Raw genomic sequence first — 21,867 nt, forward strand, 5'->3', positions numbered from 1 at the left:
ATATAAGCCTTTTAAACTCGCCCTTTGGGAGCTCATTAGCAAACTGATAACATCACAAAATTGAAGAAATATAGAGTAACTATGTTTAATCAATTTTCCTTGTTCTAAGCTCGCTAATAAAGCTCTGAGTTGGGAAGAAATTTAATCAAATTGGTATTGTTTTTTTCGATCTTTACTTTTTATCTACTACTTTTACTTACATGGTTGCATAATCTACTTAAAACTTAATAAAAAAAATAGTTTTTAGAAGAATATATTTTTATTATCAAAAGCCGAGTGTTTCAATATGATTACAGTTTAATATTTACAGTAATAAATAAAACAGTTAATTAATAACAATTTTATCCACTTAATTAATAAAAAATCCCCCATAATTCCCTTAACATTGCTAAAATATAAACTAAACAGGTTACGCTGAGGAATCCTCAACCTTGAAATATTCATCAATCTTACATAAGTTTTTAGTTTTTTATTTTTCTCTTCCCTGTTTTTCAGTGCTCTCAAACCATTTCTCGACTAATGATGAATCATTACCTGTCTCTGACTACTTCACTCAAACATGGAGCACACACGATGGGTTACCCCACAATGGTATTAATACCATATCGCAGACTCATGATGGCTACCTTTGGATTGGCACATGGGAAGGATTAGCTCGTTTTAATGGAAGAGACTTCAAAATATTTACCCGAGGATCTGAAGCTGGTTTGCCCGATTCTGCAATAAAGAGTTTAACTTCAACACTGTCAGGTGATCTTTTAGTGGCTGGAGCTCGCGGGGGGTTATCAGAACGCAGCAATAATCAATGGTCAGCCAAAGCTCCTGCTTCAACAATGATCAATCATGCTATCTACGATCACGACAACAACCTTTGGTTAGCTTTAGAAGGTAAAGGGTTGCTTTATCGAAACGTAAAAAGTCAGCAAAGCACTATTATTATCAACAATATTAGAGCCTATAAAATAGTGCAAGATAACGAAAAGACTATTTGGGTTGCAACAAATAAAGGTTTATATTCTGTTAAAAATAAAACCCTAGTACACCACTTTGATGAAACTTATGGTCTCCCTAATGTACCTGTCCAAGCACTTTTACTAACCCAAGAAAATAAACTTATTGTCGGTACACAACAAGGAGCATATATATTAATTGATAATTTTTTCCAACCTTTACATCCACAGCTTTCAAACGAAAGAATTAGCAGTTTATTACAAGACAATGCTTTAAATATTTGGCTAGGTACAGATAACCATGGAATCTTCAGACTTAATACAAAAAAAAATAAAATAGAGCAACTAGATGATAAAAGTGGTTTACCTAACAATAAAATTTCTGCTTTATATCAAGATTTTGAACAAAGTATTTGGGTGGGTACAAACAGTGGTTTATTCCGTTTAAGAGAAGCCCCGTTTATAACTTTAACCACTAAACAAGGATTAGTTGATGACTATATTCGCAGTGTTTTATCGCATTCAGATGGCAGCTTATGGATTGGCAGTAGTAAAGGCTTAAACCAAATTAAAAATGGCATAATTAGCACCATTAGTCTCACCCATGAAAATGAGCAAATTTCTGTCTTAAGTTTAGCTGAAACACCTGAAAAGCAAGTGTTGGTAGGAACCTACAATCAAGGATTATATATTGTTACTGACAATAAACTGCATAAAATTATGTCAACCGAAAACGGTTTGCCAAGTAATGAAATTAGAACTATTTTAGTTGATTCTTCTAAGCGCCTTTGGCTTGGCACGGCGTCAGGATTAGTCAAAATATCTCCTGATAAAAGTATAGAAGTATATAGCAAACAAAGTGGTTTACCTGCTAGTTTTATCATGGCACTTATTGAAGATGATTATGGGAAAATATGGATTGGGACAGGCGATGGTATTGCATCTTATAATCAGGGTACGATACAAACATACCGTCTTAATGAAAAATTTGATGCAGAGTATGCTTTTGGTTTCTACATTGAGCACAACATACTATGGATGGCCACTGACAGAGGTTTAATTCAAATTAATCTAACCACAAACGAAATGAATGCCATAAACAAAGAAAATGGACTGCCTGTCGACAAAATATTTCAAATAGTTGTAGATAATAACAACACCTTCTGGCTAACCAGCAACCGAGGGATAATCAGTATTGCAAGAGAAGAAATCAATAATATTATTCAAGGCACAAGCGATCACATTGACTATCGGTTATTTGCTGAAGGCGTTGGCTTATTAAGTTCTCAAGCAAATGGGGGGTCTACACCTGCTGCTACGCTACATGATGATGGTAGCGTTTGGATTGCTACAGCAAAAGGCGTTAGTCATGTTAATCATGACAGATTACAGCACTTGGCTGAAACAATAATTCCAGTCGCAATAGAACAACTCAATGTTGATGGTAAGCTTTATACTATTTCATCAACGGCCACACTACCTGAAGGTGCGTCTCGCATTACCATTCATTATGCAGGTTTGGGCTACTTAATGGCGAAACACATTGAATACCAAACTCAGTTAATTGGTTTTGATCAGGATTGGCAAAACAAAAACAATCAAACTTTCACAGAGTTTACTAATTTAGCCCCTGGTCACTATACTTTTAATATGCGAGCAAAATACCCTAATGGGCAATGGCAGGAAAATATTGCTAGTATCAATTTTGTTATCACGCCTTTTTATTGGCAAACAAACTTTTTTAAACTGTTTATTCTGATTAGTTTATGTTTGATTTTATATACAGTTTACCGGTATCGAATGGTAAATATTGAGCAAAGCCAAGTGAAGTTAAAAGACTTAGTTGCTCAACAAACTATTGAATTACAAAAACAAGCTGAGTTATTTTCTTATCAAGCTAACCATGATCAACTAACAGGCTTATTTAACCGCAGGGCTTTTGATGCTTGGTGTAATGATGATTTTGCTAAAGCTAAAATAAATAACCAGCCATTAACTATCATTATTCTCGACATAGACCATTTTAAAAAAGTTAATGATGAATATTCACACCTTATTGGTGATCAAGTTATTAAAGCGATTGCCAATATTTTACTTAAGCTAATTCAAGAGAACACTTGTCAAACCAAGTTAGCGCGTTGGGGAGGTGAAGAGTTTACAATATTAATGAACACCGATGAAAATAAAGCATATGATTTTTGTGAGCTTATTAGAGTCACCGTTAAAAATTATGATTTTTCAAATATAATTGAGGATCTTAATATAACTATCAGCATAGGATTAACTGACAATAGTGACGTAACAGAATATGACAAAATGATAAGCCGTGCCGATCAAGCACTATACTTTGCCAAAAACAATGGACGTAACCAAGTAAGGATATACCAGAATAGGGATGACGAGAACAACAAAAAAGTAGACAATCGAATTAGCCAAGTTATCCGAGCAAAATCAAGAGACGATACTGGATCAAAAGAAGATGATATGTAATTTTCAATATAAAAAATTAAAAATGTGAGTATTGAATATTTACAATACTCACACTTGTTTGAACATGTTTAAACATTAAAAGTGAATATTACTCTACTTCTGGACGCATATGCGGAAATAAGATAACGTCTTTAATAGTCGGTGAATCACTAAACAACATTACTAATCTATCTATACCAATACCTTCACCTGCGGTTGGTGGTAAACCATATTCTAGAGCACGAATATAGTCATCATCAAAGTGCATCGCTTCATCATCGCCTGCATCTTTTTCTTCCACTTGTTTTTTGAATCGTGCAGCTTGATCTTCAGCATCATTTAACTCCGAGAAACCATTTGCTAACTCACGACCACCTACGAAAAATTCAAAGCGATCCGTAATAAATGGGTTTACATCATTGCGACGAGCCAATGGTGAAACTTCCCAAGGATATTCTGTAATAAACGTAGGTTGTTCTAATAAATGCTCTGCAACTTCTTCAAAGATTTCACAAATATATTTACCTGGCCCCCAAACTTTAGCAGCATCGCCCTCTTTAACTCCAACGGTTTTTGCCATCGCTTTAATCGCATCAAAGTTATTTTCAGGGTCACGCAGTGCCGCTTCATTTATTTGGTGTCTTTCTTCTGCATATTTAATAATAGCGTCAACCATAGATAAACGCTGGAATGAACTACCAAAATCATAGAATTTTTCTTCTACTACTTCACCATCAGAGTTTTTAACTGTATTTCGAACCATAGAGGTACCCAGAACATCTTGGGCTATAGTGCGTAACATTTCTTCGGTCAAGTTCATCAAATCATTATAATCTGCATAGGCTTGATAAAATTCAATCATAGTAAATTCTGGATTATGGCGTGTTGATAAACCTTCGTTACGGAAATTACGATTTATTTCAAATACACGCTCAAAGCCACCTACAACTAAACGTTTTAAGTAAAGCTCTGGCGCTATTCTTAAATACATATCGATATCAAGGGCATTATGGTACGTTTGAAAAGGCTTAGCCGTTGCGCCACCAGGGATTACTTGCAACATAGGTGTTTCAACTTCCATAAAGTCACGAGAGACTAGGAAGCTGCGTATTCCATCAATAATTTTAGAACGCATTTTAAAAGTGTTTCGTGTATCTTCATTAATGATCAAATCAACATATCGCTGACGATATTTCATTTCTTGATCAGACAATCCATGAAACTTTTCAGGCAACGGGCGTAATGATTTTGTTAATAACTGGTAATTGTCCATATTTACGTAAAGATCACCTTTACCTGATTTATGTAAAATACCTTTAACACCAACAATATCCCCAATATCTAAGCTACCCGATTTCTCTCTGATTTCTTTTTGCACTGTTTTTTCAGCATATGCTTGAATGCGTCCAGACATATCTTGCAAAACCAAGAACGGACCACGCTTAGCCATCACTCGGCCAGCAATTGCATAAGTGAGTTGTAATGATTCAAGTTCTTCTTTAGTTTTTTCACCATGTTCAGCTTGAATATCAGCAGCTAAATGTTCACGGTTGAAATCGTTTGGAAAACCATTGGCGTTACAATTAGAACGGATTTTCTCTAATTTTGTACGACGCTCAGCAATTAATTTGTTTTCATCTTGAGCTAGAGCTTGGTTATTTTTTGCTTTGTCAGTCATTATATTTCTCATTACGTATATGTAAATTAATCTTAATCTGTATTTTCTTACTACAAACCAGACTTCAAACTGGCTTCTAAAAACTTATCTAGATCACCATCTAAAACAGCTTGGGTATTGCGGTTTTCAACACCTGTTCTTAAATCTTTGATGCGGCTGTCATCTAAAACGTAAGAGCGAATTTGACTACCCCACCCTATATCAGATTTACCATCTTCAAGTTCTTGTTTCCCTTCATTTTGCTTTTGAATCTCCATTTCATACAATTTTGCTTTTAACAATTTCATCGCAGTTGCACGGTTTTTATGTTGCGACCTGTCCGCTTGACAAGCAACAACTGCCCCCGAAGGAATATGCGTTAAACGAATAGCAGAATCAGTTTTATTAACATGCTGACCACCAGCCCCTGAAGCGCGGAACGTATCAACTCGCAAATCAGCAGGGTTTATGTCAATTTCAATATTGTCATCTATTTCTGGATAAATAAATGCTGAAGCAAAAGACGTATGACGACGACCACTTGAATCAAATGGTGATTTTCTAACTAATCGGTGAACACCCGTTTCAGTACGTAACCAGCCATAGGCATACTCGCCGGTATATTTAATAGTGCAACCTTTAATGCCAGCTACATCGCCATCAGTTACTTCAATCGCTTCAGTTTTAAAACCATGTGCTTCCCCCCAGCGTAAATACATGCGCATGAGCATTTCTGCCCAATCTTGCGCTTCTGTACCACCTGAGCCAGATTGAATATCAAGATAACAATTATTAGCATCTTGGTCGCCACTAAACATCCGACGAAACTCAAGCTTTTCTAATACAGCATCTAATGCATCAGCTTCGTTTTTAGCATCATCAAAGGTTTCTTGATCTTCTTCTTCAAGGGCAAGTTCAACCAAACCTTCTATATCGTCACAACCAGTTTCTAATTCAACAATGGTATTAACAACTTCTTCAAGACTACTGCGCTCTTTACCTAACGCTTGCGCTCGCTCTGGTTCATTCCATATATCGGGTAATTCTAATTCTCTAGAAACTTCAACTAAACGCTCCGCTTTAACGTCGTAGTCAAAGATACCCCCGAAGTAAATCGGCACGTTCACGAATTTCTTTTAATTTATTTATTATTGGGTTAACTTCAAACATAAGCCTTCGAATATATTCTCTCTATAGAAGTTTTCAAAAACAATATTAACTAGCGTTAAACTGTAGAAAAATAGTCGCGCATTATAGCCTAAAAAACTAGGTAAATAAACGACTAAGAGCCAGGTTTTAAAGCTTAATTTGAGTGCTAGTTATCGGTTTTAGTAAATAGAGAAAATAAGCCGACGAGATACCTGCTGAAGCAAAGATCATACACATCACCATGATCTGATACCTTGCAGCAATTAGAGGTGATACCCCTGAGAGGATTTGTCCTGTCATCATGCCAGGTAAAGACACTATTCCTACCGCTAAAAGCGCATTAACATTGGGGATCATTGAGGCTTGAAATGCTATGTTCCTCGCCTGATTGTAGTTGGCTTTATTAGCAATTTCACAATAGAATCGTTCACCTGATAAGCTAACACTATTCATGCTGCTCGCAAATACCATTCCCGCTAACGGTATCAATGTTTGTGCATGCCACCAAGGAGACAATTGTAATACACCCTGAGTAATAATTATCAACGTAAAGCTACCGCTTAGCCCAATAGCAAAAATGGCTTTTTGAAAGAGCAATCTTTTAGGCGTTTCAATATTCCCTAATGCTATCCAACTTGAAAAAAACACCATTATAACCAATAAAACCAATACTAACGGAGCACTACTTGATTTAAAGAGATAACCAAGAAAAAAACCTACTAATAATAACTGAATCAACATTCGAGCTAATGCTGAAAATGTTTTTCTTTGTGGTAAACGCCATTTAAATTGAATTAACAAAACAGCAAATACTGGAATAAATGCTAACGCTAGCTGAGGTAATTCAATTATTGCCAATGATTTTGTCATTTATTGCTCTCCCTACTTTATACCGTTTATGACGGTACAGCAGTGATATTTTCAACCATCAATTGCACTGTTCGTTTGCCACGAAATTCATTAACATCTAGGCGATAAGCTATATGAATTTGTTTAGCATGTTCATTTGGCCATGATTGAATATCGACATTGAAGGCAATGCCATCAAAGACTTCACCGTGTTTTTCTACCACTAACTTAAGGTGCTTTTCACCAACAATGCGTTGTTGAACTAAGGTAAACACACCGTCAAATATTGGTTCAGGAAAGTTTTGTCCCCAAGGGCCTGCAGCGCTTAGCTGCTCAGCAAAAGATAAGGTTAAATATTTAGCATCTAATTCGCCATCAGATAAAATAATGCTTTGTAAATCTTCTTCTTTCAGCCAGATGCCAGCTAGCTTATTGAATACTGATTGAAATTGTTCAAAGTTACCTTCTTTAATTGATAATCCCGCAGCCATAGCATGACCGCCAAATTTTATTATTAGGTTAGGATGCTGACTATCAATATGCTCTAATAAATCACGGATATGTAATCCTGAAATAGAGCGCGCAGATCCCTTTACTTCACTATTGTCGTCAGTATCACTAGCTTTAGCGAAAACAATACAAGGTCGATGATATTTTTCTTTTAAACGCCCTGCAACAATCCCTATCACTCCTTGATGCCAATCTTGTTGATAAAGCGAAATGGCATTGGGTAAATTATCTTCATCAAAATTCAAGAACTTAAGTATCTGCTCAGCTTCATGTTGCATCCCCTGTTCTATTTCACGTCGAGCCTTATTTAAAGCATCTAAATCACGGGCAATAAACCTTGCGCTAGCTAAGTCAGGCGCGAGCAAACAGTTAATACCATACGACATATCGTCTAATCTGCCTGCAGCATTGATTCTTGGCCCTAAGGCAAAGCCAAAATCAGACGCGACCAGTTTTTGTTGGTTTTTATTAGCAACTTCTATTAATGCCTGAATACCTGGGCGTGTTTGACCCGCACGAATTCGTTTTAATCCTTGTTCGACTAAAATACGATTATTACTATCAAGTGACACCACATCGGCAACAGTACCTAAAGCAACCAAATCGAGTAACTGAGCAATATTAGGTTCGCTAATGTGTTGACTTGTAAAATAACCATGTTTTCTAAGATAACTTCGCAAGGCAAGCATCACATAAAAAGCAACACCAACACCTGCAAGCGATTTACTGGGGAATGGACAACCTTCTTGGTTTGGGTTAACAATAGCATCAGCATTAGGTAGTTCATGACCAGGTAAGTGGTGATCGGTAACAATCACTTGTAATCCAAGTGATTTGGCATGATTTACACCAGCAACACAACTAATGCCATTATCAACGGTTACTAGCATTTCCGCACCTTGACTAGCAGCAATATCAACTATTTCAGGAGTTAAACCATAGCCATACTCAAAGCGATTAGGCACTAAGAATGAATGGTTTGTACTGCCCATTAAATTTAACGCAACCATCATCAAAGCCGTGCTGGTTGCCCCATCAGCATCAAAATCGCCCACGATAACAATATTAGTTTTATTGACTAGTGCTTGGTATAGCAACGCACACGCATCATCTAACCCTTTTAGTGATTGCTCATTGTCATTTGCAACACTTACCCCTTGTAGATTAGCAACGCTAAGATCAAGTTGTTGTGCCGACATTACCCCTCTACAAGCATAAACTTGTTTTATTATTGGATCTAAATCATTAGGTAAATGCGTATCGTTGATTTGTTCACGGCGAACTATGCTTTTCATTAAAGTATGCTTTAAGTTAACTAAGGTTATAAACTTTTCAACAACTGCTCTAATTGCTCTGGTGGCTGATAACCTGGTACCATCATGCCATTAGACAACACTAAAGCGGGCGTGCCATTAACGCCTACCTGACGACCAAAATTAAACTGACCTTCAATTGGTTTATCACAAACACGATAGGCAACATTTCGGCTATTTTTTGCATTAGTCATCGCCGCAGCGGGATCTTCACTACACCATACTGAACGTAAATCCTTAAAACCTTGACTCAAATTACCTGTTTGATCTTTTATACCTGAACGAGGGTAAGCTAAATAACGAAACGTAATACCTCGGCTATTATAATCATCCATTTGTTTATGCATTTTACGGCAATAACCACAAGTAATATCAGTAAAAGCCGTCACCACATATTTTTCATCTTTTGCCTTGAATTCAATCATATCATCTTTAAATGTTTCTAAGCCTTCAAGACGTATGTTAGATAGGCTTTGTTCTGCTAAATCGGTTACCTCAGACACTAAACTATATACTTTGCCTTGAATAAAATAATCACCATTATAACTAGAATAAAATAATCCTTGATTAGTGATTAAAAGGGCAATACCTGGCACAGGAGTCGCTTCAACTTTTCGTACTGTTAAACCCAATTTTGCTTTTATTTTCTCTTTTAATAATTCTACATTGAGTTGAGTAGGAGCTATATCTGCCTCTTGTGACGTTGTCGCACTATTTGCCACGGCCTCCTCATTCATTGAGAAAAATACACCCGTAGCTGAAAGCGCTATAACACCAACAATGATAATTTTTTTAAACATACTTAATTTCCTAAATTTTTTCACTCAAGAGTAACATGAATAATACAGACCGTTATTTGACAAGCGAAATTACAGACGATGTGATAACTTTGCAACAATAAATTGAATTGTACTAAATGCTTTTGTTAAAATCATGGCTATTTACTTTTATTAACACTTTTTTAGGCGAACTAACATGCGAATAGGCTTATTCTATGGCTCAAGTACTTGCTACACTGAAATAGCAGCTGAAAAAATTCAAGAGACTATAGGGGCTGATTTCGTTGAATTATATAATATTAAAGATACCCCGTTAAATAAGTGCCTGGATTACGATTTTATTATTTTTGGCATTTCCACTTGGGATTACGGTGAACTTCAAGAAGACTGGGAATCCATTTGGTTAGATATCAATGATCTTGATTTAAATAACAAAGTTATTGCTTTATATGGTATGGGTGATCAAATAGGCTATACCGAATGGTTTCAAGACGCATTAGGTATGTTACACGAACAAGTTATTGCACAAGGCGCACAACTCATAGGCTATTGGCCAAACAAAGGCTATGAGTTCAATGCTTCAAAAGGAGTAACCCCCGACAATAGTCACTTTGTTGGATTGTCGCTTGATGAAGATAATCAATACGAACTGAGTGACGACAGAATCAGCCAATGGTGTGAACAAATATTAGAAGAATATAGTGATTTATAGGCACATACGATAGCTGACTCTATCCACAAGATAAATTAGTTACAGCCAACACGAAAACTACTATAATGCAGCTCTAGTTATATCCACCTAAAATTAGTGAACTCCCCCTTATGTTTGAGCAATTTGATCTCGACTCTGAATTATTAGCCAATGTTAAAACACTTGGTTACAAAAAACCGACCTCTATCCAAGAGTTAGTTATTCCTAAAGCAATGGTGGGAAAAGATATACTTGCCTCTGCACCAACAGGCACAGGAAAAACAGCTGCTTTTTTGTTACCCATTGCTCAACACCTGCTAGACTACCCTCGAACAAAGCCAGGGTTTCCTCGTATTCTCATCTTAACACCAACACGCGAATTAGCGATTCAAATAGGTGAAGACAGTGAGCATCTTACAAAATTAACTAAAATAAAAACAGGTGTCATTACTGGTGGTGTTAATTACGGTAGTCACAATGACATATTAACTAGCACTACTGATATTTTGGTTGCTACGCCAGGACGTTTATTAGAGTACATTGAAAATGAACAATTTGATGCACGCGAAATAGAAATACTGGTTCTTGATGAAGCTGATCGCATGTTAGATATGGGGTTTAGTGAAACAATTAACCGTATTGTCGGGGAAGCTCGCTGGCGTAAACAAACCATGCTTTTCTCTGCAACATTGGAAGGTGCTGGTGTTATTCGCTTTGCTAAAGAAGTATTGACTGAACCTGAATTTTTAGAATCAACGCCTTCACGTAAAGAAAAAGCTAAAATACACCAGTGGATACACCTCGCTGATAGCGCACCGCATAAATTAAACCTATTGATTAACACATTAAAACAAGCTGGCGTTGATAGAACCGTAGTATTTGCCAACAAACGGGAAACAGTGCAATACCTTTCAGGCAAACTTTATGCTGAAGAATTGCCTTGTGTTTGGCTTGAAGGAAAAATGCCACAAGACAAACGAAATAAAGCCATTGAGCGGTTTAAAAATGGTGAAATCAAGGTACTGGTAGCCACAGACGTTGCAGCTCGTGGTTTAGACATTGATGATATCACTCATGTCATCAATTTTGATATGCCTCGAAAAGTTGATATTTATATTCACCGTATTGGACGTACTGGACGAGCAGGCTCCAAAGGAACCGCAATATCGTTAGTAGAAGCTCATGATATGGCCATTATTGGCAAAATTGAGCGTTATCAAGATGAGCGCCTTCAACGAAGAATTATTGAAGAGCTTAGACCTAAAAATAAAGAAGCGAAAGTTGCCAATAAAAAAGCAAAACTAAAACTGACTACGGCACAAAAAAAGGCTAAAGCCAAAAAACAAGCTAAGAAAAAAGCAAAAAAAATAAAAAAATAATTCAAAGGTAGGATCTTAATTTTTCAATCAAGATCCTACCATAAGCTAAGCCAAAAACATTTATTGCAAATGTTTTAGATTCTATCGTTTTCTTCTTCCTTTACCTGCCGATTTATTTAGTGCTTTATTTCTAGCCTTTTTCTTATTTTCTGGTCTTTTAGTACTATTTACCTTAGTCAAATCAGGTTCATACCCTGGTAACCATTGTTGTAATAAACGAGTATCAATCACTTTTTCAATAGCGGTCAATAACCACTCTTCACCTGGTGACACTAATGAAAGTGCAAAACCACTTTTACCCGCCCTTCCTGTTCTACCAATACGATGAACATAGTCTTCCGCCACATAAGGTAATTCATAATTTACAACATAAACCAAATCAATAATATCAATACCACGTGCAGCAACGTCTGTAGCAACTAATGCTCTAATTTTGCCTTGTTTAAAATCTAATAATACTTTATCCCTTGCTCCCTGCGACTTATCTCCGTGTAAAGATTGTGCCTTAATACCATCCTTAGTCATCTCTTTAGCAAGCTCATCAGCGGTACTTTTAGTTCGGGTAAAAATAAGTACCTGTTGCCAGTTTTTAGAACCAATTAAATAGGAAAGTAACTCACGCTTTCTATCTGCATCAACAGTGTAAATTAACTGTTCAACAGCGTCAGCCACTTCTGTTTTCTCATCAATAGTAATGACTTGTGGATTATTTAATAAGGATTTACTAAGTTTATAGATATAATCATCAAACGTTGCTGAAAATAACAACGTTTGTCTATTTGTGGGGGCTTGTTGAGTGATTTGATCAATTTCATCTTTAAAACCCAGATCGAGTATACGATCTGCCTCATCAAAGACAACTACAGATAAATCTTGCAAGCTTAAATGTTGATTTGATAATAAATCGAGTAAACGACCAGGTGTAGCAATAATAATATCAGCTCCTTCAGCAATACGACTAATTTGAGGCTTAATACTAACCCCACCAAAAGCAGCAACTGTTTGAATGCCTGTATCATTACCATAAAGAATAAAGCTTGAATGTATCTGTTGCACAAGCTCTCTTGTTGGAGCAAGCACTAACACAGAAAGTGTACTGACCTTTCGGTCAGTAGCAATCAATTGATGTAGAATAGGAAGCGCAAAAGCAGCGGTTTTACCTGTCCCCGTTTTGGCTCTAGCCATAACATCCCTACCCGCCAATATAGCAGGTATAGCACTTTGTTGAATGTCTGTTGCTTGAGTATAGTTAAGCGCCTTAAGATTTTTTTGTAACTGTTCAGCAAGTGGGAGATTGGAAAATTTCATATTAACTTCAGCTTTTGCAAATGAACTTATACCATATATGGACCTTCTCCGATTGCAAGACAATTTAAATCGTTGAAATAAAGCGCATTGCAGCCATATATTCGGCTTTTAGCTGAGGTATCATTAGATGCCTCTAGCCCTGATGGATTTCCGCCCCTATTACTTTATCAATATCTTCGCAGATAAATTAAAGGGGGTATGATAAAAAAGGACGGCATGATAAAAATAAGTGGTCGGCCGTGAAGGATTTGAACCTTCGACAAATTGGTTAAAAGCCAACTGCTCTACCAACTGAGCTAACGGCCGACATATTTTTTAATTGAAAAGACTTCAATCTACCCTTTAAACTCTGTAGCGGAGCGTGTTCTTTGTGAATCACTTAAATAAAATATAAATAAGTGGTCTGCTATGAAGAGTTTTAATCTTCGACCAGTTGGATTAAGTGGTTAAAAGCCTTAGCCTTTTACTAACACAGTTAATTCAACATAACGCAAAATAAGTGGTCTGCTATGAAGAGTTTTAATCTTCGACCAGTTGGATTAAGTGGTTAAAAGCCTTAGCCTTTTACTAGCACAGTTAATTCAACATAACGCAAAATAAGTGGTCGGCCGTGAAGGATTTGAACCTTCGACAAATTGGTTAAAAGCCAACTGCTCTACCAACTGAGCTAACGGCCGACATATTTTTTAATTGAATAGATTCCAATCTACCTTTTAGACTCTGTAGCGGAGTGTATTCATGACGAAATTCTTGATTAGAATATCGAAACTTAAAAAGTTAAATGACAATAAATAATCGAAATCTTCGACAAATTTGAATCAACGAGCTAAAAGCCTTAGCTTTTACTAACACAGTTTATTCAACATAACGCAAAATAAGTGGTCTGTTATGAAGAATTTTAATCTTCGACCATTTGGATTAAATGGTTAAAAGCCTTGGCTTTTTACTAACACAGTTTATCCAATATAATGCAAAACAAGTGGTCTGCTATGAAGAATTTTAATCTTCGACCATTTGGATTAAATGGTTAAAAGCCTTGGCTTTTTGCTAACACAGCTTATCCAATATAATGCAAAAAAAGTGGTCGGCCGTGAAGGATTTGAACCTTCGACAAATTGGTTAAAAGCCAACTGCTCTACCAACTGAGCTAACGGCCGACATTGCGAGAAGGTTGGTGCCTTGACGCGCCGCATATGATACTGATATAAAAATTTAGTGCAACAATAAATTTCGTTTTTTTTACCTATTACGACTTGTTTGTTTAAAAACAAAGCAAAGCGCTAGTTTTGTCACCAATATAAACATTAAACACAGCAATAATTTATTGCGTTAATTTTTGTAAACGCGGTTTTGCTAATTGTGCTGAAGTTGAATCTGGGTATTCATTTAATAATTGACGATATAATTGTACTGCTTTATTGGTATTTTTCTGTTGTTGTGCAACCATCGCTAATTTTAATAAAGCATCAGGTCTTTTACTTGAATCTTTAAATTTCTGCAGCACAATTAAAAACTCTTGTTCTGCTTCCTTTAATTCACCTTTATTAAACAATAGTTGCCCTAACCAATAATGCGAGTTAGGCGCATAAGTTGATTGAGGATAAGCTTTATTGAAACTACGAAATTCAGGAATTGCTTGCTCATAAAGCTTATCTTTTAGCACTAAATTAAGTGCTTTATCGTAAGCTTCATTTTCTGTTAAATCATCACTATATTCTTTCGATACAGGTGCAGAATTAACAGCAATTGTACTTGGCATTTGCGTTGTAGGTTTTAAAGCTTCGCTTACACGTCTATCAAGCTCTTGATAGAGCTCTCTTTGCCTGTCAAGCACTTGTGATAGTTGATGTGTATGCAACTCAGTAACACCGCGTAATTCGTTCACTTGAGTTTGTAAATCATCAAGCTGTCGCTGAATATTCACTTGTGCTCTGTTACGAGAATCAAGCTTTCGTTCCACATTAGCTAACTGTTCAGTTAATGAACCCGAACTTTGACTAGCAAGAGGTGTTGAGCTAACGTCTATTACTGGCGCTTGAGCTGCTAACACATTAAAGGTGCTAGCAGTCAGAACAAGGCCAAATAAAACGGCTCGATTAGAAAGGGTTAGTTTCATTTTCTTTCCGATATTATTTATCTATAATTTTTATGTATAATTCTATACAAATATTAGCAATAATCAGTGCTTATTAATAGACAAGTACGGCACGACGATTTTTTGAGAAAGCGTCTTCACTGCGATCTTTCACCATTGGTTTTTCTTCACCGTAACTTACCACTGATAATTGGCTAGCAGATACACCCATATTTTCTAAGTATGTAGCAACTGATTTTGCACGACGTTCACCCAATGCAATGTTATATTCAGGCGTACCACGTTCATCAGCATGACCTTCAATTACTACTTTTACATTAGTGTTTGCATTCAAAAATTCTGCATGAGCATTTAATATACTTGAGAATTCATCATTAATATTTGAAACATCAAATCCAAAATAGATAATATGCTCTGAGCGTAATTTATCTAATGCTTGACGTTCTTGCTCTTTAATTTCAGCAGCACGCTTAGCAGCTTGAACTCTTACAGCTTCTTCAGCAGCCGCCGCTTCTTGTTGTGCAACTTCAGTATTTGTACTAACGCTTGCTTGTTCATCAGACGCATCATTAGAACTACAAGCCGCAAGTGCTAATAGAGGTAGAGCAATAGCTACATTTTTAAGTGTTTTATTTAAGCGCATATTATTTTCCTTATTTTTCAAAAAGTGTTATTTGGCAATTTTTTGTAGTGAAACTAGCTTACCTGTTTAATACTATCATTTACAAAAATTCGTTTACAAACCTTTATTTACAAAAATGGAGACCAAGCAGGTGCTTTAACTTGTCCATCAAGTGCAGGTAATCGCGCTTTAAAGCGACCATCTACAGAAACTAACCCTAGAACCTGCCTATTATTATGCAAAGTACTATAAATTATCATACCACCATCAGGTGAGACACTGGGTGATTCATCTAAACGAGTTTTAGTTAACACTTGAAATAGACCTGAGTCTAATTCTTGTTTTGCTAAACGATACTGACCACGTGTTCTATTTACCATGATTAACTGCTTACCATCAGGGCTAATAGAGCCACCTAAATTCATTTCACCGTTAAAGGTTAAACGTCTAACATTACCGTCGACTAAATTTACGCGATATAGTTGCGGTTTACCACCCCGTTCTGAACTAAATATTAAAGATTTTCCATCTGGAGCCCAACTTGGCTCAGTATCTATTGCTCTATTGCGGGTTATACGACGTAATTTCTTGGTTGCTAAGGTCATTACATAAAGATCGGGGTTACCATCTTTTGATAAAACCATCGCTATTTTAGTACCATCTGGAGAAAAACGTGGTGCGCTATTAATACCATTAAATGAACTAATTAATTGGCGTTGGCCTGTATAAATATTCATCGTATGAATTTGTGCTTGACGGTTTTCAAAAGAAACATACGCCAATTGTTCACCGTTAGGGTGCCAAGTTGGAGACATTAGCGGTTCATTAGAACTTAACAACACTTGTTCATTAAAACCATCATAATCAGCAAAAGCTAATTGATAAGGAAAACTCCCCTCATCTCGTACAATCACATAGGCTATTTGAGTTAAAAAAGCCCCTTTACTTCCGGTTAACGCTTCATAAACCCCATTACTAATAGTATGGGCATAACGACGGAATTGGTCACTACCAACTTGTGCGCTACTTTGAACTAGAATGTGGTCTTGGGTTTGCACCAATTCACCATTACTTAACATAGATGTTTGTCCGCCTGTTATCTGACCACGAATAACATCTACTAGTTGATAACTAATTCTATATTGGCCGATCGTTGTTTCTTCAATGGTTCCGATAACAATCGCCTCAACCCCTATACCTGCCCAAGCGCTATAGTCAATATTTGTTGTTGAAGTAAGTAATTGAGGAAAATCCTGTTGACTTATAGGATTAAATTTACCACTACGAAGCAAGTCATCACTAATTACTTTTGATACTTGCTCAGGAAGAGCACCTGCCCCTTTCCACTGAAATGGTGCAACAGCGATAGGTCGAGCGGTATCAACACCGCCAGTAATAACAATTTCAAGGGTCGCCATAGCGGAGGTAGAAAGTAATGTAATAAAAATTCCGAGTAGTAATTTAATTTTCATATTGTTCTATTTAATCCAATTCTTTTATTTTAAAAATGTGATACTTTTTAGATAGATGTATTCCGATACATTTACTTTACGTAACGTTAAAATTCAGGTACCACAGTAACACTAATATTACGCATTTCTTTAAATATTTCAGGATCTTTTGAAACAGGTAAAGTACCCGCTTTATAAACTGCCCTTTTAGCAGCTTCGCACACTACTGCATCGCCACTAATATTTCTTACCTGAGTAACAAATCCTGATGGTGCAAGACTTATCATCAATTTACAAGACTTTCCTTCCATAGTAGAGCGATCATTTATCATATTTTGATCAATCACACTGGTAATTAACGCAGCATAACGCTGAATTTCAGACATCATTTGCTGTTGGCGTGCTTTATTACGCGATGCCATTTCAGCAGCCATTTGCTCTGCTAGTATTTTCTCTTGTGCGGCTTTTTCAGCAGCTTCTTTTGCTTTTCGTTTGCGCTCTGCTTCTTGTTTTTTTCTCAGCTCATCTGCTTTTTTGGCTGCATTTTCTGCGGCTAATCTTTTTGAACGAGCTTGTGCGGCGGCATCTTCGGCCTTTTTCTTCTCTTGTTCTTTCTGTTTCCTTACTTTTTCAGCATTCGCCGCTTTAGCATTCGCTTCTTTTGCTGCTTTGTCGGCACGCTTTTTCTCTTGCTCTTTTACTTTGCGTTGTTGCTCTAATTTTTTGATGCGAGCTTCTTCTTTAGCCCTGCGTTTTTTTGCATCATTTGCGCGCTTTTCAATTGCTGCTAAACGACGTTTTTCCGCCGCTTTATCATCAGCTTTTTGTTTCTTTATTTTATCAATCGCTTTCTGTAGTTTAGCGCCATCAACAACGGTTGCTTCTATTGGTTTAACTTCTTGCGCAACAGAGGTGTTTTTTATTGGTTTTGTCTCGGTGCTAAAATCCCCTATAAAGAGAATAGCGAGCATTGCAATATGTAAAAAAACACTTAACCAAATAGCCTTAATAAAGGTGGCACGGTCATACTTTTGTGTCACATTAATTCTCCACCGAATCTGTCATCAACCCCACAGAAGGCACTCCAGCAACTGTCTGTAGTAATACCATTAATTGAATAACAGCATCATATGAAACTGCACCATCACCGTTAACAACAACGGGTGTGTCAGGGTTTACTTCTAGATGAGCTTTTACTAGCGTTGCGACTTCTTCTGCAGACAAGGGCTCTTTGTCGTTAGCTCCCAAGGTAATATAATACCTTCCTTGGGCATCTACCGAAGCAACCAGCGGTGGTTTAGTATCTTTGTCTAACGGCTCGGCTTCTGCTTGTGGTAAGTCGACCTTTACACCTTGTGTTATTAAAGGCGCTGTTACCATAAAAATAATTAATAGCACCAACATCACGTCAATATAAGGTACAACATTGATTTCAGCGACTTTTCGACGTCTAACTCTTTGATACATAAATTGCGCCCTTATTTACCCTTGCTGACCAACAGCCGTTTGGCGTTGTAAAATGCTGGCAAACTCTTCCATAAAATTACCATAACTATTTTCAAGTTTTTCTACTTTATGGCTAAAACGGTTAAACGCCATTACAGCAGGGATTGCCGCAAATAACCCCATAGCTGTAGCAATAAGCGCTTCTGCAATACCTGGCGCCACCATAGACAACGTGGCTTGCTGCACAGAGCCTAAACCAATGAATGAATTCATAATACCCCATACCGTACCAAATAAACCTATATACGGACTAATAGAACCTACCGTTGCCATAAAAGGCAAATGCGTTTCTAAATTATCAACTTCGCGCGATAGTGCAACGCGCATAGCACGATGAGTACCGTCAACTATCAGGGTGGGGTTGTCTATATGGCTCTTGCGTAAACGAGCAAATTCTTTAAAACCTGCAATAAATAAACTCTCAATACCTTGAACTTGATTTTTCGCTGATATTTCATTGTAAAGCTTACTTAAATCCGCCCCACTCCAAAACTTGTCTTCAAAGGCTTTTAATTGTTGTTTAGCCAAATTTAACGCTTGGCGTCGTTGAAAAATCATCGCCCAACAAGCGACAGAAAATCCCAACAATACCAACATAACAAATTTAACCAACAAACTGGCTTGTAATACAAGTTCAAAAATTGAAAATTCAGCAGACACGTTTTAACGCTCCTAATATAGATTCTGGAATAGCCACTGGCTTAACTGTTTGGCCGTTATGACTTTGAAAATTAACACAAGCAACACGCACTGTTGCCGTACAAATTACTTGTTTTGCTTGGTTAGTTACTTGTTGATGAAAAACCAAACTGGCGCGTTTTAGCGATGTTATGGTCGAGTTTACATTAAGTAAATCATCTAACTTTGCCGAAGCAATATTATCCATTTCAACCTTTCTGACCACAAAACCGATGTTTTGTTCTAAAAAACTTGCTTGATTAATCCCTAATTCTCTAAGCCACTCGGTACGAGCACGCTCAAAAAACTTTAAATAGTTGGCATAATAAACAATTCCACCTGCATCAGTGTCTTCGTAATAGACCCTTAAAGAAAAGTTTTGGCTCATATTTGACACTGATTTTTGCATTTACAACTAGGTTTCTACGGCAATGTTCTTAAGTGAATCTATAATAATAGATAACATAACCGACAAACAAGGTGAAGTTAATGAATAATTACATTTTGTACGAAAAAAACAAATTCGTATTTAACTTAAAAATAAACATCAAGCAGATTTTAACAACAATTAAAACAAAATAACTAATACCTTAATAAAAAATTAATTAAAATGTAATAATTAATTAATACTCAAATAAAAAAGAAAACCGCTACAAAACAGACACTACAGACACAAAAGCAAACTCATTAGACCACCAATAATTCACATTAGTTTTTCTAATGTCAAAGAGTATTTTTTTTAGTTTGTCACTTTGATTAACTTTGTCTAAACTACATTTGTTTTCTGATTTAGCTCTGTGAGTTATTACAACGATGTTTTTTCTTCCCCAAAGAGGCATTGTTGTTCAGAAAATGTTTGAATCGATATTATTTGAGATATATTTTTTATATCACTAAGTTGATTATCTATTCTCTCTGACATGTTTCATGGAAACTCCTCTTTGAAAAAAGACTTCCTTCTATCAACTTGATATTTAAGTTGGCCCACAAAAATTATTGTGGGCTTTTTTTTGCTCAAATTTTAATAAAGAACTATCAATGAAGTACTATATATGAGCTTGTGTCGCTGATTTATGTAACGCATTGAATAAAAAGTTAATAGATCAATCTACGTTTATTGTTGACCTAACACTTGTGCAGGTTCTACCTTTGTTGCTCGCCAAGCAGGATAAATAGTTGCTAAAAACGACATAAAAATAGCCATGACAATGGTAATATAAACGTCAGGCATTGATAATTCACTTGGAATATGATCAATAAAATAAACATCAGCCGACAAGACTTTTAACGACAATAATTGTTCAAAAAAAGCAACTGTATCTGCAAGGTTCAGTGCAAGCAATACACCACAAACACCACCAACAAAAGTACCTAAAACACCATTAACCAACCCCTGATACATGAAGGTTAACATAATCAGTTTGTTGCTAGCCCCCATCGTTTTGAGAATAGCAATATCACCTTTTTTCTCATTTACGGCCATAATCAAGGTTGAAACTATATTAAAACTCGCAACAGCAATAACTAATACTAAAACAATAAACATTACCATGCGAACCATTTGTATATCATTAAATAAGTGTCCTTGCGTACGTGTCCAGTCCATAATATATACATAATGATTAAAGTTATAAGCGATAGCGCTCGCTGTACTTGGTGCAAAAAAAACATTCGCTAACTTTAAACGAATACCTTGTGCCTCGTTAGCTTGATAACCTTTTATTTCAGCGGCTTGAGCCAATGAAATATAAGCTAGCGTGTCATCAACTGTGCCACCAAATTTAAAAATACCTACAATTTCAACTTGTCGGGTTAGTGGCGCAGAAAATACACCTTGTTGTGCCGTGCTTTCACTTGCAGAAGCAGTGTTTGTTGATGCTAAAAGAAGTTGCACCTTATCCCCTACCTTCACTGACAAAGTTTTTGCTACCCCTGCACCAATAACAATGCCATTTTCAATACTCGTAAAAGCTGAGTTTTTATGATTATTTTGACGAGACATCGCTTGCCAACTTCCCGCGACAATATAACGTTCAATATCTGATACTGATGTTTCTAATTTGACATCAACGCCTCTAATTTCTAATCCTTTTAATTGCGTTTTATGTTGCATCATTCCAGTTAAAATAATTACTGGTGCAGCAGCAATAACTTCAGGGTTATTTTCAACCTGTTTTACATTTTCGGGCCAATTAGAAATAGGCGTTTGAACAGAAATCAACTCTGCATGAGGTACAATAGATAACAGCTTTTTTTCCAATTCGCGTTCAAAGCCATTCATGGTACTTAGTGCGATAATTAACACCATAGTACCTAATGCAATCCCAACAGTAGAAGAAGCCGAAATAAATGAAGAAAACCCATTCCCATTTCGGCTTCTAACATAACGCAACGCTAAAAAAACACTTAACGGTTTAAATACGGATGATTGAGTTTTTTTGTTTGAGTGAGTTACCATAGA

At 36.5% G+C, this 21,867-nt stretch carries 17 protein-coding genes and 3 tRNA genes; 3 read left to right on the forward strand and 17 right to left on the reverse strand.

From position 1 onward, the window contains the following. Positions 1–431: 431 nt before the first annotated feature. Complete coding sequence (locus ACE1OF_RS11330) at positions 432–3,440, forward strand: ligand-binding sensor domain-containing protein (RefSeq protein ID WP_448894562.1); 3,009 nt, start codon at positions 432–434, stop codon at positions 3,438–3,440. Positions 3,441–3,528: 88 nt separating this feature from the next. Here the strand turns inward: ACE1OF_RS11330 and lysS are convergent, their stop codons facing one another. From lysS to ACE1OF_RS11355, 5 genes are all read right to left on the reverse strand, one after another. Further along, positions 3,529–5,097: a lysine--tRNA ligase gene (gene lysS / locus ACE1OF_RS11335; protein WP_448894563.1), complete on the reverse strand. Its 1,569-nt coding sequence runs from the start codon at positions 5,095–5,097 to the stop codon at positions 3,529–3,531. A gap of 50 nt (positions 5,098–5,147) precedes the next feature. After that, positions 5,148–6,246 (reverse strand): peptide chain release factor 2 gene (prfB, locus tag ACE1OF_RS11340; RefSeq protein WP_448894564.1). Its coding sequence is split into 2 segments (ribosomal slippage): positions 5,148–6,170 and positions 6,172–6,246, totalling 1,098 coding nucleotides; the frame shifts between segments, so codons are not numbered across the junction. A 126-nt stretch (positions 6,247–6,372) separates the two neighbouring features. Further along, a complete protein-coding gene (locus tag ACE1OF_RS11345) occupies positions 6,373–7,095 on the reverse strand; it encodes an ABC transporter permease (RefSeq protein ID WP_448894565.1) in 723 nt (240 codons plus the stop codon). A 26-nt stretch (positions 7,096–7,121) separates the two neighbouring features. Then, complete coding sequence (gene recJ, locus ACE1OF_RS11350; protein WP_448894567.1) at positions 7,122–8,879, reverse strand: single-stranded-DNA-specific exonuclease RecJ; 1,758 nt, start codon at positions 8,877–8,879, stop codon at positions 7,122–7,124. 26 nt (positions 8,880–8,905) lie between these two features. Then, positions 8,906–9,697 carry a thioredoxin fold domain-containing protein gene (locus ACE1OF_RS11355; protein WP_448894568.1) on the reverse strand — a complete coding sequence of 264 codons (792 nt, stop codon included), beginning with the start codon at positions 9,695–9,697 and terminating at the stop codon, positions 8,906–8,908. A 175-nt stretch (positions 9,698–9,872) separates the two neighbouring features. On the opposite strand from ACE1OF_RS11355, the gene fldB reads away from it, so the two are divergent. Both fldB and srmB read left to right on the forward strand, forming a co-directional pair. Next, positions 9,873–10,388 (forward strand): flavodoxin FldB, encoded by a 516-nt coding sequence (gene fldB, locus ACE1OF_RS11360; protein ID WP_448894569.1) that lies wholly within the window; start codon positions 9,873–9,875, stop codon positions 10,386–10,388. 110 nt (positions 10,389–10,498) lie between these two features. Further along, positions 10,499–11,746 carry an ATP-dependent RNA helicase SrmB gene (srmB, locus tag ACE1OF_RS11365; protein ID WP_448894570.1) on the forward strand — a complete coding sequence of 416 codons (1,248 nt, stop codon included), beginning with the start codon at positions 10,499–10,501 and terminating at the stop codon, positions 11,744–11,746. Positions 11,747–11,827: 81 nt separating this feature from the next. Here the strand turns inward: srmB and ACE1OF_RS11370 are convergent, their stop codons facing one another. From ACE1OF_RS11370 to ACE1OF_RS11425, 12 genes are all read right to left on the reverse strand, one after another. Further along, on the reverse strand, positions 11,828–13,054 hold the full coding sequence (locus ACE1OF_RS11370; protein ID WP_448894572.1) for a DEAD/DEAH box helicase: 1,227 nt from the start codon (positions 13,052–13,054) through the stop codon (positions 11,828–11,830). A gap of 230 nt (positions 13,055–13,284) precedes the next feature. Beyond that, a tRNA-Lys gene (locus ACE1OF_RS11375) sits at positions 13,285–13,360 on the reverse strand. A gap of 295 nt (positions 13,361–13,655) precedes the next feature. Next, positions 13,656–13,731: transfer RNA gene (locus tag ACE1OF_RS11380), tRNA-Lys, on the reverse strand. 404 nt (positions 13,732–14,135) lie between these two features. After that, a tRNA-Lys gene (locus tag ACE1OF_RS11385) sits at positions 14,136–14,211 on the reverse strand. 164 nt (positions 14,212–14,375) lie between these two features. Continuing rightward, positions 14,376–15,170, reverse strand: coding sequence for a tol-pal system protein YbgF (gene ybgF, locus ACE1OF_RS11390; RefSeq protein ID WP_448894573.1), 795 nt, complete (start codon positions 15,168–15,170; stop codon positions 14,376–14,378). A gap of 73 nt (positions 15,171–15,243) precedes the next feature. After that, entirely contained in the window at positions 15,244–15,792 is a 549-nt protein-coding gene (gene pal / locus ACE1OF_RS11395; RefSeq protein ID WP_448894574.1) for a peptidoglycan-associated lipoprotein Pal, read from the reverse strand. Positions 15,793–15,899: 107 nt separating this feature from the next. Further along, on the reverse strand, positions 15,900–17,243 hold the full coding sequence (tolB, locus tag ACE1OF_RS11400) for a Tol-Pal system beta propeller repeat protein TolB (protein WP_448894575.1): 1,344 nt from the start codon (positions 17,241–17,243) through the stop codon (positions 15,900–15,902). An 86-nt stretch (positions 17,244–17,329) separates the two neighbouring features. Next, positions 17,330–18,262, reverse strand: coding sequence for a cell envelope integrity protein TolA (tolA, locus tag ACE1OF_RS11405; RefSeq protein WP_448894576.1), 933 nt, complete (start codon positions 18,260–18,262; stop codon positions 17,330–17,332). A gap of 1 nt (position 18,263) precedes the next feature. Next, positions 18,264–18,689, reverse strand: a complete 426-nt coding sequence (gene tolR / locus ACE1OF_RS11410) for a protein TolR (protein WP_448894577.1) — start codon at positions 18,687–18,689, stop codon at positions 18,264–18,266. A gap of 15 nt (positions 18,690–18,704) precedes the next feature. Then, complete coding sequence (tolQ, locus tag ACE1OF_RS11415; RefSeq protein ID WP_448894578.1) at positions 18,705–19,388, reverse strand: protein TolQ; 684 nt, start codon at positions 19,386–19,388, stop codon at positions 18,705–18,707. Next, positions 19,378–19,815: a tol-pal system-associated acyl-CoA thioesterase gene (gene ybgC, locus ACE1OF_RS11420; protein ID WP_448894579.1), complete on the reverse strand. Its 438-nt coding sequence runs from the start codon at positions 19,813–19,815 to the stop codon at positions 19,378–19,380. Before ybgC ends, tolQ begins: the two co-directional genes overlap by 11 nt. Before the next feature lie 705 nt (positions 19,816–20,520). Next, on the reverse strand, positions 20,521–21,864 hold the full coding sequence (locus tag ACE1OF_RS11425; RefSeq protein WP_448894581.1) for a lipoprotein-releasing ABC transporter permease subunit: 1,344 nt from the start codon (positions 21,862–21,864) through the stop codon (positions 20,521–20,523). Positions 21,865–21,867 lie beyond the last annotated feature (3 nt).

Source organism: Colwellia sp. E150_009 (genome assembly GCF_053543955.1).

Coding starts and splice junctions, on each gene's coding strand:
- srmB (WP_448894570.1), top strand. CDS start 10,499: ATGTTTGAGCAATTTGATCTCGACTCTGAATTATTAGCCAATGTTAAA.
- lysS (WP_448894563.1), bottom strand. CDS start 5,097: ATGACTGACAAAGCAAAAAATAACCAAGCTCTAGCTCAAGATGAAAAC.
- ACE1OF_RS11345 (WP_448894565.1), bottom strand. CDS start 7,095: ATGACAAAATCATTGGCAATAATTGAATTACCTCAGCTAGCGTTAGCA.
- ACE1OF_RS11425 (WP_448894581.1), bottom strand. CDS start 21,864: ATGGTAACTCACTCAAACAAAAAAACTCAATCATCCGTATTTAAACCG.
- ACE1OF_RS11370 (WP_448894572.1), bottom strand. CDS start 13,054: ATGAAATTTTCCAATCTCCCACTTGCTGAACAGTTACAAAAAAATCTT.
- pal (WP_448894574.1), bottom strand. CDS start 15,792: ATGCGCTTAAATAAAACACTTAAAAATGTAGCTATTGCTCTACCTCTA.
- ybgF (WP_448894573.1), bottom strand. CDS start 15,170: ATGAAACTAACCCTTTCTAATCGAGCCGTTTTATTTGGCCTTGTTCTG.
- ACE1OF_RS11355 (WP_448894568.1), bottom strand. CDS start 9,697: ATGTTTAAAAAAATTATCATTGTTGGTGTTATAGCGCTTTCAGCTACG.
- recJ (WP_448894567.1), bottom strand. CDS start 8,879: ATGAAAAGCATAGTTCGCCGTGAACAAATCAACGATACGCATTTACCT.
- tolR (WP_448894577.1), bottom strand. CDS start 18,689: ATGTATCAAAGAGTTAGACGTCGAAAAGTCGCTGAAATCAATGTTGTA.
- fldB (WP_448894569.1), top strand. CDS start 9,873: ATGCGAATAGGCTTATTCTATGGCTCAAGTACTTGCTACACTGAAATA.
- ybgC (WP_448894579.1), bottom strand. CDS start 19,815: ATGCAAAAATCAGTGTCAAATATGAGCCAAAACTTTTCTTTAAGGGTC.
- tolB (WP_448894575.1), bottom strand. CDS start 17,243: ATGAAAATTAAATTACTACTCGGAATTTTTATTACATTACTTTCTACC.